The sequence below is a fragment of the Arthrobacter sp. U41 genome, from assembly GCF_001750145.1.
Lineage (GTDB): Bacteria > Actinomycetota > Actinomycetes > Actinomycetales > Micrococcaceae > Arthrobacter.
In genome coordinates this window covers 3,467,781-3,482,166 of sequence record NZ_CP015732.1, presented here as the reverse complement: position 1 = coordinate 3,482,166, position 14,386 = coordinate 3,467,781, and the positions used below count along the sequence as shown (strand labels likewise).

Annotated in this window: 12 protein-coding genes; 6 read left to right on the top strand and 6 right to left on the bottom strand. The window is 68.8% G+C overall.

The window, feature by feature from the left end; translation table 11 throughout:
- Positions 1-197: 197 nt before the first annotated feature.
- The 3 genes from ASPU41_RS15850 to ASPU41_RS15840 form a co-directional block, all read right to left on the bottom strand.
- Entirely contained in the window at positions 198-1,160 is a 963-nt protein-coding gene (locus ASPU41_RS15850) for an alkaline phosphatase family protein (RefSeq protein ID WP_083266559.1), read from the bottom strand.
- A 75-nt stretch (positions 1,161-1,235) separates the two neighbouring features.
- Positions 1,236-3,398: a 4-alpha-glucanotransferase gene (gene malQ / locus ASPU41_RS15845; protein ID WP_069951716.1), complete on the bottom strand. Its 2,163-nt coding sequence runs from the start codon at positions 3,396-3,398 to the stop codon at positions 1,236-1,238.
- A gap of 10 nt (positions 3,399-3,408) precedes the next feature.
- On the bottom strand, positions 3,409-3,948 hold the full coding sequence (locus ASPU41_RS15840; protein WP_069951715.1) for a hemerythrin domain-containing protein: 540 nt from the start codon (positions 3,946-3,948) through the stop codon (positions 3,409-3,411).
- A 185-nt stretch (positions 3,949-4,133) separates the two neighbouring features.
- Between ASPU41_RS15840 and ASPU41_RS15835 the strand changes: the two genes are divergently transcribed.
- The 4 genes from ASPU41_RS15835 (at position 4,134) to ASPU41_RS15820 (ending at position 7,560) form a co-directional block, all read left to right on the top strand.
- A complete protein-coding gene (locus ASPU41_RS15835) occupies positions 4,134-4,511 on the top strand; it encodes a TraR/DksA family transcriptional regulator (RefSeq protein ID WP_069951714.1) in 378 nt (125 codons plus the stop codon).
- On the top strand, positions 4,508-5,287 hold the full coding sequence (locus tag ASPU41_RS15830; protein ID WP_069951713.1) for a M50 family metallopeptidase: 780 nt from the start codon (positions 4,508-4,510) through the stop codon (positions 5,285-5,287). The genes ASPU41_RS15835 and ASPU41_RS15830 overlap by 4 nt, the downstream gene beginning before the upstream one ends.
- Before the next feature lie 9 nt (positions 5,288-5,296).
- Positions 5,297-6,361, top strand: a complete 1,065-nt coding sequence (locus ASPU41_RS15825) for a glutathione S-transferase family protein (protein WP_069951712.1) — start codon at positions 5,297-5,299, stop codon at positions 6,359-6,361.
- Between the two features lie 68 nt (positions 6,362-6,429).
- The gene (locus ASPU41_RS15820; RefSeq protein ID WP_083266558.1) at positions 6,430-7,560 is read left to right on the top strand and encodes an aromatic acid exporter family protein; all 1,131 of its coding nucleotides are present in this window, start codon (positions 6,430-6,432) and stop codon (positions 7,558-7,560) included.
- A gap of 88 nt (positions 7,561-7,648) precedes the next feature.
- Here the strand turns inward: ASPU41_RS15820 and ASPU41_RS15815 are convergent, their stop codons facing one another.
- From ASPU41_RS15815 to ASPU41_RS15805, 3 genes are read right to left on the bottom strand one after another with little or no spacing between them, the layout of a single operon-like run.
- Positions 7,649-8,566: a MaoC family dehydratase gene (locus tag ASPU41_RS15815; RefSeq protein ID WP_069951710.1), complete on the bottom strand. Its 918-nt coding sequence runs from the start codon at positions 8,564-8,566 to the stop codon at positions 7,649-7,651.
- Positions 8,563-9,903, bottom strand: coding sequence for a 3-oxoacyl-ACP reductase (locus ASPU41_RS15810; RefSeq protein WP_069951709.1), 1,341 nt, complete (start codon positions 9,901-9,903; stop codon positions 8,563-8,565). The genes ASPU41_RS15815 and ASPU41_RS15810 overlap by 4 nt, the downstream gene beginning before the upstream one ends.
- A gap of 9 nt (positions 9,904-9,912) precedes the next feature.
- Entirely contained in the window at positions 9,913-11,385 is a 1,473-nt protein-coding gene (locus ASPU41_RS15805) for an acetyl-CoA C-acetyltransferase (protein ID WP_083266557.1), read from the bottom strand.
- Between the two features lie 61 nt (positions 11,386-11,446).
- Between ASPU41_RS15805 and ASPU41_RS15800 the strand changes: the two genes are divergently transcribed.
- Together ASPU41_RS15800 and ASPU41_RS15795 are read left to right on the top strand one after the other, a co-directional pair.
- Positions 11,447-12,208 carry a TetR/AcrR family transcriptional regulator gene (locus tag ASPU41_RS15800; protein WP_442856202.1) on the top strand — a complete coding sequence of 254 codons (762 nt, stop codon included), beginning with the start codon at positions 11,447-11,449 and terminating at the stop codon, positions 12,206-12,208.
- The gene (locus ASPU41_RS15795) at positions 12,205-14,319 is read left to right on the top strand and encodes an acyl-CoA dehydrogenase family protein (protein ID WP_069951708.1); all 2,115 of its coding nucleotides are present in this window, start codon (positions 12,205-12,207) and stop codon (positions 14,317-14,319) included. The genes ASPU41_RS15800 and ASPU41_RS15795 overlap by 4 nt, the downstream gene beginning before the upstream one ends.
- Positions 14,320-14,386: the final 67 nt, after the last annotated feature.

Sequence of the window (14,386 nt, the reverse complement as noted above, 5' to 3'; positions counted from 1 at the left end):
CCAGCTTTCCAGGCCGTCGATTGTCGGCGCCTCGTAGCCGTATCGGCGGGTGATCTCACCGATGGTGCTAATTGCCCGCAGCCGTCTGGATCTCGGCAACCACGGTCTGCCCCGCGTCGTAGCCCTGCTGCGGCGTACTGTCGTTGCCACGACGTTACAGGGACCGGCGTGCTCACAGGACCCGTCCGGTCGGTGCATCATTTGAGCAGTTCGGTCATGCCCGCGGCCTTCCGGTCATTGTCGGTCAAAGGATCAAGGCCCCAGGCGTCTTCGATCGTTCGCAGCAAGGAATAGTGCGTGTATAGGGTTTCCGAGACGTAGCCCTTCCGCGCCGCGGGTCCGGCGAAGACCGTGACGACCCGGTTGCTGGATCCGCTTCCCTCGTCATAGGTGACCACTAGCAACGAGTTCTTCGTGCTGAACGCCGGTGCGGCGAGGATTTTGGGAACTTCCCGGGCCAGCCAGTCGTCGCCGGACTGAACCGGGCAGTCATGGGTGTCGCTGCACATGTCGGGGGTGATAAAGACGTAGTCCGGCAGGCTGTGGTCCGTCTTCAGGTCGTCGTCCAGCCAGCTGAAGGGCACCACGCGGTCGGTGCACAACTCCCGGTCGCCGGTCACCGAGGGGTAGTACATAAACGGGTTGTGCTTCACCGCGTATCGGCCCGAATCATGGGCCTGGCAGGGTTCGGGCATCCCCTCCGCGTACATCCGCCATTGCCTCCCGGACTCACTGATCTCGTCGGCAATGGTGCGGACCCGTGCCTGGCAGTCACTGTCCGCGGGGTCGCAGTTGCTCCTGATCCCGGCAGTGGTTCCGCTGGTCAGGGCAAGGTAGTTCGGCAGGCTGGGCCGGGTGATCGCGTGATAGTTGGCTGCCAGCGCATACTCCTTCGCCAGGCGGTTCAGGTAGGGCGCATCACCGGCTCCCAGAATCCGGCTGGCGGCCTTGTTCTCCATCACGATGATGACGACATGATCGATCGTGCCCTGCCGCGCCGATCCGGACGGTGACGGTGCCCGCGTCGCCGGCGGGGAGGACGATGCAGCACCCGACGACGACGGCGGCGGCGCCGGGGAGGGTGTCGGCCCAGGAGAAGTGCACCCGGCCAGAAGCAGGGCAAGGAATATGGCCAGGGAGCCTTCGCCGGCGCGCCTCATCGCTACATGCTAGCCGGGCCGGGCATGCCCTGCCAGAGACCGGTATCCTCCGGGGCGCCGGCACACACGCCGCCGCTACACACCGTGATGCAGCGCGGTTTTTATCGTGCCGACGAGTGACCGGTACCTTGGATCGTCCTGCAGCGCGTCGAGCAGGACGGGTCCCCGCGGTCCTGCCAGCGGTATGCGCCAGTTGGGGTACTGCGTGCTGGTTCCGGGCTGGTTTTGGGTCCGGGTTTCGCCCACCGCATCAACCAGCGCGACCCCCAGCAGGGACGAGGGGGTCAGCGCGGTGAAGGCGTACAGCGCTTCGACAGTGTCCTGCACATCCTGGTGTCCCGGCCCGGGCAGGAGGCTGCGCTTCCGCAGGAGTCCGAGCACCGCCTCCTGCTCCGCAGCGGCTTCAGCGCGTTCCTCTTCCACCGGCCGTTGCAGCAGTCCCAGGGATTCGCGGAGCGTCACGTGCTCGCCGGCCAGGTAGCCGGCCGTCGGCGGCAGGTCATGGGTATTGACGCTGGTCAGGCACTGCTGCCGGTACCGCTCCGGCGGAATCGGGCCGTCGGCGTCGTGCTCGAACCAGAGGATCGAGGTGCCGAAGATCCCGCGCCCGGCCAGGTAGTCCCGCACCCACGGCTCGAACACCCCCAGGTCCTCACCGATCACGACCGCTCCGGCCCGCTGCGCCTCCAGCGCCAGGATTCCGATCAGCGCCTCATGGTCGTAGTAGACGTACGTGCCCTCCCCCGGTCCTGCCCCCTCCGGAATCCACCACAAACGGAACAAGCCCAGAATGTGGTCCACGCGGATCCCGCCGGCATGGCGCAGCACGGTACGGAGCATGTCCCGGTAGGCGGTGTAACCCGACTCAGCGAGCCGTGCCGGGTGCCACGGCGGTTGGGTCCAGTTCTGGCCCTGCTGGTTGAACATGTCCGGCGGGGCGCCGACCGTGACGCCCCGGGCCAGGACGCCGGCAAGAGACCAGTCGTCCGCCCCGCCCTGTTTCACGCCCACCGCAAGATCGTGGACCACGCCGATTTCCATGCCCGACCGCCGGGCCGAGCGCTGCGCGGTTTCAAGCTGCTGGTCGCAGAGCCACTGCAGCCAGCGGTGGAATTCGATCCGGCGGGCGAGCAGCGCCCCTTGTTCCTTGCAGTAGGCGGTGTCCGGCGCGGAAGCCGCCCCGGCCCACTGGGGGGCCCCCGGGCCCAGCTTCTCGGCCAGGGCGCACCAGAGGGCGAAGTCGTCGAGTCCCTGCCCCTGTTCGGTGCAGAAGTCCGCAAATGCGCGTGCGCGGGCCGGGTCGCGCGGGACCCCGAAGACCAGCTCAAGGGCGGTCAGTTTTGCCCCGTAACTGGAGTTCCGGTCCAGCAGCCCGGTGGAGTGGTTCGCGGCGTGCAGCTGATTGGCCAGCCGCTCCACCTCGGCCCGGCCTGCCGGGTCGAGGTAGCCGTATTCCGGGATCTCTTCCACCCGGAGGTAGAGCGGGTTGAAGTACCGCCTGGTGGTGGGCAAATAGGGCGAGTCTTCGACCGGCGGCCGTGGTTCGGCTGCGTGCAAAGGGTTGACCAGCAGGAAACCAGCGCCCTCCTCCCCCGTGATGGTCGCCAGGTCCGCGAGGTCCGCGAAGTCACCGATGCCCCAGGACCGTGAAGACCGCACGGAATAGAGTTGAGCGGTCAGTCCCCAGTTCCGCCGCCCGGCGAGCGCCTCGGTCGTCTGGAGCCTTTGCGGTGTGACGACGAGCGGGCACTGGGATACCGTGCCTTCGTGCTCTGCCAGCAGGGTGTGCCAGCCGAGGGGCACATGGTCCGGGACGGCGAAGGTGGCCCGGCCGGTGAGGACGCCGTCGACGTCGACCGGCGCGTCCCAGTTCTCCCGCTGTGTTGCTTCGTACCTGCCGCCGTCCTCGGCAGCGATCCACACGCTGACGGCGCTTCCGTGCGGTACGTGGACATTGACAAGAAGCTCCTGCCCTTCACGGGCAACGGCGACCGGCGGCAGGAGGCGCCGCCAGGGTGCGAGTCTGGCTTCAGCCAGGGACCGTTCCATCTCATCCGCTCCCCCGGCCGGGACCCCCAGCGCGGCGAGGACACCGCGAAGTGTACTGTCCGTGACGGAACGTTCAGCGCCGTCCCAGCCCCGGTAGGAGGTTCCTACACCGTGGGTCGCCGCGAGTTCCCGCAGCAGTTCGGCCGCGCCCGGCCCGTGGTCGTTTTCGTTGTCAATGCCATCCGCCATGGGGGCAACTCTAGACGCTGTCCCCGTGCTTCGTGCCGTGTTGATGGACCGGGGTCTCACCGACCAGTTCGTGCAGGCCCTCGACGGCGCGTGCCAGGGACAGTCCGGGGGACGCAACGATGAATGGCATCAGGAGCCTGTTTTCCTTGTCCAGGTGCAGGGCGAAGATGTTCCGGATGGAGCCGGCGGCCACGGCGGCCGGCACCCCGGTCGATCCCCGCAGTTCCTCGACCAGACCCACGATCACCTGGTGCTCGGCGAGCATCCCCTCCACGAGCAGCCGGCCCTCTGGCATGTTCCTTGGCCCGCCGTACAGCGGACCCTCCTCAGCGAGCGCATGCGGGACGAGTTCGGTCTCGCACCATTCCACCAGGACCTCGTGGGCGTCGTGCTCCGCCACGGTGTCCCCGGTCTGTACGGCACGGGTAAGCGTCGCGGTGAGCGCGTTGAGGCGCTTGAGCATGCTCGCGTGGTGCTGCTCCACGGCCGCCAGGGCTCCGGATTCCTCGTCAGGGTTTTTGTTCAGGGTGTTGGCCGCTGGCTGGTCCATAACGTCTCCCGGTCTGCTTCATGGGGGCACGCCGGTTGCCGGCATGCAGGCTCTCCTCCCCACTGTACGGCGGGGACCCGCCCGGGCACCGGGCCTTTCGGCCCACCCCGGGCTGCGGCCGCACGCCGCGGTTTCCGGCGGCGCCTTTAGACGCGGCGACGACGTCCGCGCTAGCCTTGCAGCCTATGGTTGACGTCGAACGGTTCCGGATTCTCCTGCTCGTGGAGCGCGACCGGAAACTTGCCCTCCTTCCCGCCCTTCGCCGGGACATCGCCTCGGTTAACGCCGCCCGGCAGGATTCGAATGTCGACGACGAGCACGATCCCGAGGGCGTGACGATTGCGTTTGAGCTCTCCCAGGCGTCGGCCCTGCTGGAGCAGAGCCGCCAGGGTCTGGCGCAGGTCGAGGCGGCCCTGGCGAGGATCGACGCCGGCAGCTATGGCAGCTGTGAAGTCTGTGGGGAAGAGATTGCGGAAGGCCGGCTCGAAGCCAGGCCCTGGACACCGTATTGCATCCGGCACAGTGCGGGCCCCGCGGGCACCACGGCACGAACATCAGCATGACCGATGCTGCTGAAACCTGGTGGGGCCGGATCGTGGCCGGATTCACCCAGTCCCCCGTGCCCCACGTCACCGGCACCGAACTTGCCCTGGTGATCCTGATCGCCGTCGCGCTTTCCCTGCCGCGGGTGACCTGGCGGTACTTCGGGCTGCTGGCCACCGTAACCCACGAACTCGGCCACGCCTTCGCCGCGCTTATGACCGGGCAGCGCCTCGGCGGCATCCGCCTGGGCCTGGACCATTCGGGCACGACCACCACCTACAGCAGGCGGCCCCTGGCTGCCGTCTGGTCCACCTTCTGGGGCTACCCGGTGCCGGCGGTCGTCGGCTCGGCCATGGTCTGGAGCGGCTTCAGCGGCTGGGGCCCGGCGGCGATGTCGATCGGAACCCTCATCCTGCTGGCCTCACTGCTGTTCATCCGCAACGGCATCGGGCTGCTGATCACCGCCGGTGCGGTGTTGGCCGCGGTCCTGCTCGTGCTCTTCGTCCCGCCGGAATTCAACAGCCATGTCATGATCGTGCTCGGCCTGGCCCTGCTGGTTGCCGCCGTCCGGGACCTCGGCAAGCTCGGCAACGTGCACCTGCGGCGCCGGGACCGGCTGGCGACATCGGACGCCTATCTGCTCTCCCGGTCCACCCGCATCCCCGCAGCCGTGTGGATTGTGCTGTTCGCCGCCGTGGTCGGTGCCGCCTGGTGGGTGGCCTGGCAGCCGATGTCCGAGGTGTTCGCAGCACTGCCGGGCGCACGGTTGCCCGGGCCGGCTGACCTCCGGGCATAGGCTTGGACCATGAGCCAAACACACACGGACGACCCCGGATTCAGCACGAAGGGTTCCTACGTCACCGGCGGCGAGGAGTTCACCCGGGACACCAACTACATCGAGGACCGGATCACCCGCGACGGCGCCCCGGGCCGGAATGGCGAGCCCGGCTGGCCGGTGGAGCCGGGACGCTACCGGTTGATCGCGGCCCGCGCGTGCCCGTGGGCCAACCGGACCGTGATCGTGCGGCGGCTCCTTGGCCTTGAGGACGTCATATCCCTCGGCCAGCCCGGGCCCACCCACGATGCGCGCTCCTGGACGTTTGACCTTGATCCCGGCGGCAAGGACCCGGTGCTCGGGATGGAGCGGATCCAGGAGGCGTACTTCCGCCGCTTCCCGGACTATCCCCGCGGCATCACTGTCCCGGCCATCGTGGACGTGGCCTCCGGCCAGGTGGTGACCAACAACTTCCCCCAGATCACCCTGGATTTCTCCACCGAGTGGGCCGCCTACCACCGGCCCGGTGCGCCGGAGCTGTACCCGGAGGCCCTGCGCGGGGAGATCGACGCCGTCAACAAGAGGGTGTTCACCGAGGTGAACAACGGTGTGTACCGCTGTGGCTTCGCCGGCTCCCAGGAAGCGTACGACGCCGCTTATGACCGGCTCTGGACTGCCCTGGACTGGCTGGAGGAACGCCTCACCGGCCAGCGCTACCTGGTAGGAGACACGATCACCGAGGCCGACGTCCGCCTCTTCACAACGCTGGCACGGTTCGACGCCGTCTACCACGGACACTTCAAGTGCAACCGGCAGAAACTCAGCGAGATGCCTGCACTGTGGGCCTACGCCCGCGACCTGTTCCAGACCCCCGGGTTTGGCGACACCACGGACTTCGTGCAGATCAAGCAGCACTACTACATCGTCCACGAGGACATCAACCCCACCGTGATCGTTCCGGCGGGGCCCGGACTCGGGAACTGGCTGACGGCGCACGGCCGGGAAGCCCTCGGCGGACGCCCGTTCGGCGACGGAACACCGCCCGGCCCGGTCCGGGCCGGGGAAGAAGTGGCCCCGGGGCACGGGGCGGTCTGAACCGGGCGGTGCCCGGCAGGGGTTCGTCCACTTGTCGCAGCAACATCCCCGCCCTAGGGTGAGCCGGGATGACTACTACAGACGAGGCAACACACACCGGGGGCCCGTCACTGTTTCGGCGGTTCTGGCGGATCGTGGCCGGCAACGTCACGTCGGCGCTGCTCTGGCCACGGCTGCAGCTGGCGATGAAGGCCGGACTGGCCGCGGGAATTGCGTTCGCGATCGCCCCGTTCATGCCCGGCTCCGCGGCCGACTACCCTTATTACGCGCCGCTGGGCGCCCTGGTGGCGATGTACGAGAATGTTGCCGGGTCGATGCGGCAGGGTGTGCAGACGCTTGCGGGGCTGGCGATCGGGGTGGGGCTGGCCTTTGTGCTGTTCATCCTCGGCAGTCCGACGCCGCTGACGGTCGGCGTTGTGATGGCCTTCGGCGTGATTCTGGCCGGACTCCCGAAGATCGGCGCCGGCCGGGACTGGATCCCGACGGCGGCACTGCTGGTCCTGCTGGTGGGCGGCCACAACCCTGACCAGTTCTCCTTCGGCTATCTCCTCCAGATGGGTGCCGGAGTCACGGTGGGCATCCTTGTGAACCTGCTGGTCTTTCCGCCGCTGCACTTCCGCGCGGCCGAGCTCAGCATCGCCGAACTGCGCCTGGCCCTCGCCCAGCAGCTCTGGGACATGGCCAAGGCGCTGAAGGAGAGCTGGCCGCCGGAACACGAAGACTGGTCCAGGCGGTCCGACGCGCTTGAAGCGTCCGCCCGCTCCGTGCGCCTGGCCGTGGAGAAGGCTGACGCCAGCCGGCGCGCGAACCCGCGCCGCAGGCTCCATCCGCGGGACATCGACCTGGACTACCGCAACCTGCGCGACCTGGAACGGGTGACCTTCCACGTCCAGGATGTGACCCAGGTGCTCTCGGATGTCATCTGGGCCAAGGACACCCCCTTTGTCGTGCCCGATGAATACGCCGCCCCGCTCGCCGACGCCATGTCTGCGGTGGGCGACGTCCTGCGCTCACTGCAGGAGGAGAGCCCGGACCGGCAGTCGGAGCTGAGCGAAGCAGCCGACGCCGCTGTCAAGGCCCTGACGGCACGCGTCGGTGCCGAGGAAGCCGCAACCGACGCCCCGAGCGCCGTCGAATCGATCCTGCTGAGCCTGCACCGGATGCTGCGCGTGGCGAAGTCCTCCGCGGACAGCATGTAGCGCGCAGGCGCAGATAAGAGATTAGGCGGCGACGGCGGTGTCCGCCCCTCTCCGGGGCGGACACCGCCGTCGCCTCTTGCTGCGGGCACTACTGGAGTGCGGCCACCGATCCGCTGAAGTGCTTGCGCCCTGAACGCGAGTTCCAGGCGACATAGTCCGAGCGCTGCCACGCCCCGTCAGCGTCCTTGACCGTACTGATGTCCAGGGCCACGCGGGCCGGCAGGAACACCGGCGCCTCGAAGGCCACGTCCCAGCTGAAAGCATCGCCCTTGGCGGCACCCACGTCCGCCAGGGCCCTCGATGCCAGATACATGCCGTGCGCTATCGACCGTCGCAGGCCCAGGGCCTTGGCCGAGAGGACGCTCAGGTGGATCGGGTTGAAGTCGCCGGACACGGCGGCGTAGGCGCGCCCCGTGTCCACGCCCAGCTGCCACAGCGCGGTTGGGTCCGGCGCGGAAAAACCCGCCGGAACCGGAGCGGCTGTGGGCTTGTCGATTCCCGGCAGGAACACGCCCTTGGCCAGATAGCTGGAGACACCGCGCCAGCGCACGTCCTGCTCCCCCGCACCGCGCACTTCAGTGACGAGGTCCAGCCGGCTCCCGGACCGGTGCCCGCGCAGGTTCTCCGTCCAGGCCCGGAGGTCCAGGGCCTCGGTGAAGCGGATGGGTTCGGACTGCACCACCCGGTTCTCCAGGTGGATCATGCCAAGCAGCGGCAGCGGGAAATCGTCCCGGTTCATCACGCTCATGGCCAGGGGGAACGCCAGCGCATGGATAAAACCGGCCGGCAGGACATCGCTCGCGGTCTCGCCGATCAGGTGCTGGTACGCCGTGAGGTTCTCCACCGACGCCTTCACGTCGCGGACCTCGTGCCGGGTCTCCGGGAGACCGGTGCAGGCATGGGCCCCCAAAAAAACCCTGCGTCGGGCGGCGGTGGCCGCCGCGTTGAGGTAAAGCTTCGACAGCGACGGCATCTCGCCCAGGATGACGGCCTGCGGAGGGGTCATGCTCCCACCAGGTTCTGCCCGCAGACCCGGAGCACCTCGCCGGAGATGCCGCCGGCCGCGTCACTGGCCAGGAACGCGATCGCCTCGGCGACGTCGCCGGGCTGGCCGCCCTGCTGCAGGGAGTTCAGCCTGCGCGCGACCTCCCGGGTGGCGAACGGGATCTTCGCGGTCATCTCGGTCTCGATAAAGCCCGGGGCGACGGCGTTGATGGATCCGCCGTGCCTGCCGATCAGCGGTGCCGTGGCCTGGACCATGCCCATCACGCCGCCCTTGGAGGCGGCATAGTTGGTCTGGCCGCGGTTGCCGGCGATGCCGCTGGTGGAGGCGACGGACACGATCCGCGGGCTGCTTCGGAAGTGCCCGGACGCCAGCAGGGCCTCGTTGATCCGCAGCTGCGCGGCGATGTTGACCGCGATCACCGAGTTCCATCGCCCTTCGTCCATGTTGGCCAGCAGCTTGTCCCGGGTGATGCCGGCATTGTGGATCACGATGTCCAGGCGCCCGTGGCGTTCCACGGCGTGGTCGATGATCCGCAGCCCGGCGTCCGCACGGCTGATGTCCAGCTGCAGCGCCGTGCCGTGCACTTCGTTGGCCACCGCCGCCAGGTGGTCCCCGGCCGCCGGGATGTCAACCAGGACGAGCGTGGCGCCGTCGCGGTACAGGGTGCGGGCTATCGCTGCGCCGATTCCGCGAGCCGCACCGGTCACGACGGCGACTTTGCCCGCCAGCGGCTTCTCGGCGTCGGCCGGCAGCTGCCCCTCGGCGGAACTGACGGTGAGGAACTGCCCGTCGACGAAGGCCGAGCGGCCGGAGAGGAAGAACCGGAGCGCGCCGAGGGTGCTGGTGCTCGTTGTCAGGGCGCCGCCGGCGAGCAGGATGCCGTTGGCGGTGGCGCCCGCGCGGAGTTCCTTGGCCAGTGACCGGAGCAGGCCGTCCACGCCCTGCCGGGCGGCCGCGGCCGCCGGGTCCGCGGCGTCAGCGGCCGTGCGGGAGACCGTGATGACGCGGGAATTGGGGGCCAGATCCCGGAGGGAAGCGGCGGCCGTGAGCACCGGCTTGGCCAGGTCCTGCGGATGCACCAGTTCGTCCAGCACGAGGATGATGGCGCCGAGTTTTTCCTTGGGCACCGCATGACGGCGCACATCGAGGTCCCAGGACAGGAGGATCGAGGCCAGCTCATCCGCGCCGCTGCCGGTGCCCTGGACCAGGACGGGCCCGGTGATTAGCGGCTGGCCCGGCTGGTGGCGCCGCAGCACCACCGGTTGCGGCAGCCCGAGTTTTTTGGCGATGTCCCGGCCGAAGCCCTTGCTCACCATCTGCGTGTACTTGTCGGTCATCGGGTTCCCCTAGTGTGCTTCAAGAATCGCGACGACGCCCTGGCCGCCGGCGGCGCAGATGGAGATCAGGCCGCGGGCCGGGCGGCCGTCGACGTGGCCCCTGGCGTGCAGCATTTTCGCGAGCGAGGCGACGATCCGCCCGCCGGTGGCCGCGAAGGGGTGGCCGGCGGCGAGGGAGGACCCGTTCACGTTCAGCTTTGACCGGTCGATGCTGCCGAAGGCTCCGTCCAGGCCCAGCCGGGTGCGGCCGAATTCCTCGTCCTCCCACGCGGCCAGGGTGCTCAGCACGGTGCCGGCGAATGCTTCATGGATTTCGAAGAAATCGATGTCATCCAGGCTGAGCCCGTTGCGGGCGAGCAGCCGCGGCACCGCGAACGCCGGTGCCATGAGGAGCCCATCCTTGCCGTGGACGAAGTCCACGGCCGCCGCCTCCCCGTCAACGACAGTGGCCAGCTTGGGCAGGTCGTGGGCATCGGCCCACTCCTCGGAGGCGAGCAGCACCGTTGAGGCGCCGTCGGTCAGCGGGGTGGAGTTGCCGGCCGTCATGGTCGCCGCCGAGCCCAGGTTCTTGCCGAAAACGGGCTTAAGTGTGGCCAGCTTCTCAAGGCTGGTGTCTGCGCGCAGGTTGGAGTCCCGGGTGAGCCCGCGGTACGGGGTGAGCAGGTCATCGAAGAAGCCGGCGTCGTAGGCTGCGGCAAGGTTGCGGTGGCTGTTGAAGGCCAGCTCATCCTGCGCCTCACGGGTGATCTTCCACTGGGCCGTGGTGAGCGCCTGATGCTCTCCCATGGACAGGCCGGTACGCGGTTCCCCGGTGTTGGGAGCATCCGGGGTGAGGTCCCGGGGCCGGAGGCGGCTGAGGACCTGAAGCCGCTGCGGCAGCGTCCTGGCGCGGTTCAGGTCCAGCAGCACTTCACGCAGGCCCTCACTGACCGCGATGGGCGCGTCCGAGGCGGAATCGACGCCGCCGGCGATGGCCGACTCAATCTGCCCGAGCTTGATCTTGTTGGCAAGGCCGAGGACCGTCTCCAGCCCGGTGGCGCAGGCCTGCTGCAGGTCGTAGGCCGGGGTCTCCGCGGACAGCGCGGAGCCGAGCACGGCTTCACGCGTCAGGTTGAAATCACGGGAGTGCTTGAGCACGGCGCCGGCGCCCACTTCGCCGATGCGCTCGTCCTGCAGGCCGAAACGGGCGATCAGCCCGTCCAGGGCCGCGGTCAGCATGTCCTGGTTGGAGGACTTGGTGTAGGCGCCCCCGGTCCGGGCAAAGGGAATGCGGTTGCCGCCCACGATGACCGCCCTGCGGAGCTGCGGCGCGGCCGATGCTGTAGCCGGTCCTGCGGCCGGTCCTGCGGCCGGTCCTGCGGCCGGAGCTGCTGCCGGAGCTGCGGCTGGAGCTGCTGCCGGAGCTGCGGCGCTTTTTGCGGGGTTTCGCACCGGGCCGGTGGATTCCTTTGGTCCGGGTGCGGACTGTCCGTTGACGGACATGGGCTGTCTCCTTTGATCAAAGCGGTTACTGATACCCAGCGTACCTGATACGCTGGGTATCGTGAACATCCCCCAGACTGATCTTCCCGGTGGAAGCCCGTCCGGCTCCCCTGCTGCCGGCGCCGGCGGTGTGGACGGCCGCGCCTCGCGCTGGCAGTCGCACCGGGAGGAGCGGCGCCGTGAGCTGATCAAATCCGCCCGCAGGGCCGTGCATGCGCTCGGCAGTGATGCTTCCATGGAGGACATCGCTGCGGCGGCGGGCACCTCGAAATCCGTGTTCTACCGGTATTTCGGCGACAAGGCCGGGCTGCAGCAGGCCGTGGGCGAAGTGGTGCTGAGCCAGATGCAGCGGCGCATCCAGGAAGCCGCGCAGAGTGCCCAGACGCCGCGGGAGGGGTTGTTCGCTATGGTCTCCGCCTACCTGCAGATGGCTGAAACCAGCCCCAACGTGTACACCTTCGTCACGCGGTACACCCCCGGGGAAGCGGAAGCCACGAACGGAACCATGGCCACCGCGGGTGCCCTGGGACATTTTTTTGCGGCGATCAGCGACATGATCGACGGGCCCATGCGCAACCACCTCGGGGACTCCGCCGGGCGCGAGGCTGTGATCGGTTACTGGCCGAACGCGGCGATCGGCCTGGTCCGGAACGCCGGCGAACAATGGCTCGCCAGCCCCGCGTCAACTTCCAAGCCCGACCAGGAGGCGATGGCGCGCCAGATTACCGACTGGCTCTGCGTCGGCATTGCCCCCGAACTCCGCACGGCGCCCGCGCCGGCCGCACCACCGACCTTGTCAGAACCAAAGAAGGAAACGACATGACAGAACTAGCCGACCGCCACGCGGGCGCCACCAGGAACACCACTGCCCCGTCAGCGTCAGCCAAAGCGGCGGTCCCCGTGGTCGACGTCGCCGCCCTGGGCGAGCTGCTCCTTGGAAAGTGGGCCGACACCCGCCGTACCGCACGGGCACTGGCGGGCCAGCCGGAGCTGCACAAGACCGAGGGCCTGACCCACACCGAACACCGCCGGCGCGCCTTCGGCCAGCTCAAGGTCCTGGTGGAGAACGGAGCCGTGCACCGCGCCTTCCCGGCGTCCGTCGGAGGCAACGACGAGCACGGCGGCAACGTGGCCGGCTTCCAGGAGCTTGTCATCGCCGACCCTTCCCTGCAGATCAAGGCCGGCGTCCAGTGGGGCCTGTTCGGTTCCGCCGTGAACCACCTCGGCACCGGGGAGCACCACCAAAAGTGGCTGCCCGGCATCATGAACCTGGACATTCCCGGCTGCTTTGCCATGACGGAGACCGGACACGGCTCGGACGTCGCCAGCATCGCCACCACCGCCACCTACGACCCCGCCACCGAAGAATTCGTGCTGCACACCCCGTTCCGGGCCGCGTGGAAGGACTACATCGGGAACGCCGCCGTGGACGGACTCGCCGCCGTCGTCTTCGCGCAGCTGGTGACGCGGGGCGTGAACCACGGCGTCCATGCCTTCTACCTGGACCTCCGCGATCCCGGCACCAAGGAATTCCTCCCGGGCATAGGCGGCGAGGACGACGGTGTCAAGGGCGGCCTGAACGGCATCGACAACGGCCGGCTGCACTTCACGCACGTCCGGATCCCCCGCACCAACCTGCTGAACCGCTACGGCAACGTCGACGCCGACGGCAGCTACAGCTCCCCCATCGCCAGCCCGGGGCGCCGCTTTTTCACCATGCTCGGCACCCTGGTCCAGGGCCGCGTCTCGCTCGACGGCGCCGCCGTCACCGCGTCCAAGCTCGCCTTGAAGACGGCGATCCAGTACGCCACGGAACGCCGCCAGTTCAACGCCTCCTCCCAGACCGACGAGGAAGTGCTGCTCGACTACCAGCGGCACCAGCGCCGCCTGTTCACCCGCCTCGCCACAACGTACGCCGCGGGTTTCGCCAGCGAACAGCTGCTGCAGAAGTTCGACGACGTCTTCTCCGGCCGCGCTGACACGGACGAGGACCGCCAGGACCTGGAAACCCTCGCGGCGGCGCTCAAGCCGCTCAGCACCTGGCATGCCCTCGACACCCTGCAGGAATGCCGCGAGGCCTGCGGCGGCGCCGGCTTCCTGATCGAGAACCGCTTCGCCTCGCTGCGGGCCGACCTCGACGTGTACGCCACCTTCGAGGGGGACAACACGGTCCTGCTGCAGCTGGTCGCCAAGCGGCTGCTGGCCGACTACGCCAAGGAATTCCGGAACGTGGACTTCGGGGTGCTGGCCCGCTACGTGGTCGGCCAGGCCGCCGGCGCCGCCATCCACCGCACCGGGCTGCGCGGTGTCGCCCAGTTCATGGCCGATTCCGGGTCGGTGCAGAAGGCGGCCATCGCGATCAAGGACGAGGCGAGCCAGCGCGCGCTGCTGACCGACCGGGTGCAGACCATGGTCGCCGAAGTCGGCTCGGCCCTCAAGGGCGCCAACAAGCTGCCGCAGCAGCAGGGGGCCGCCCTGTTCAACAGCCACCAGAACGAACTGATCGAAGCCGCCCAGGCGCACGCCGAGCTGCTGCAGTGGGAGGCCTTCACCGACGCGCTGGGCAAGGTCACGGACCCGGGCACCAGGAAGGTCCTGACCTGGCTGCGCGACCTCTTCGGGCTGTCACTGATCGAGGACAACCTGTCCTGGTACCTGATGAACGGCCGGCTCTCCATGCAGCGCGCCCGGACCGTGGGCGGCTACATCAACCGCCTGCTCGTGAAGATCCGCCCGCACGCCCTGGACCTGGTCGACGCTTTCGGCTTCGGCCCGGAACACCTGCGCGCCGAGATCGCCACCGGCGCCGAGAAACTCCGCCAGGACGAGGCCCGCGGGTATTTCCGCACCCAGCGTGCCAGCGGCGATGCCCCGGTGGACGAGAAAATCCTGCTGGCCCGCAAGAGCCACGGGACCAGGGCATCCGGCGCCTGACCCGGCTGTAATTCGACGACGGCGTACACAACGACGGCGCCGCCCCTGGCCGGGGCGGCGGCGTCGT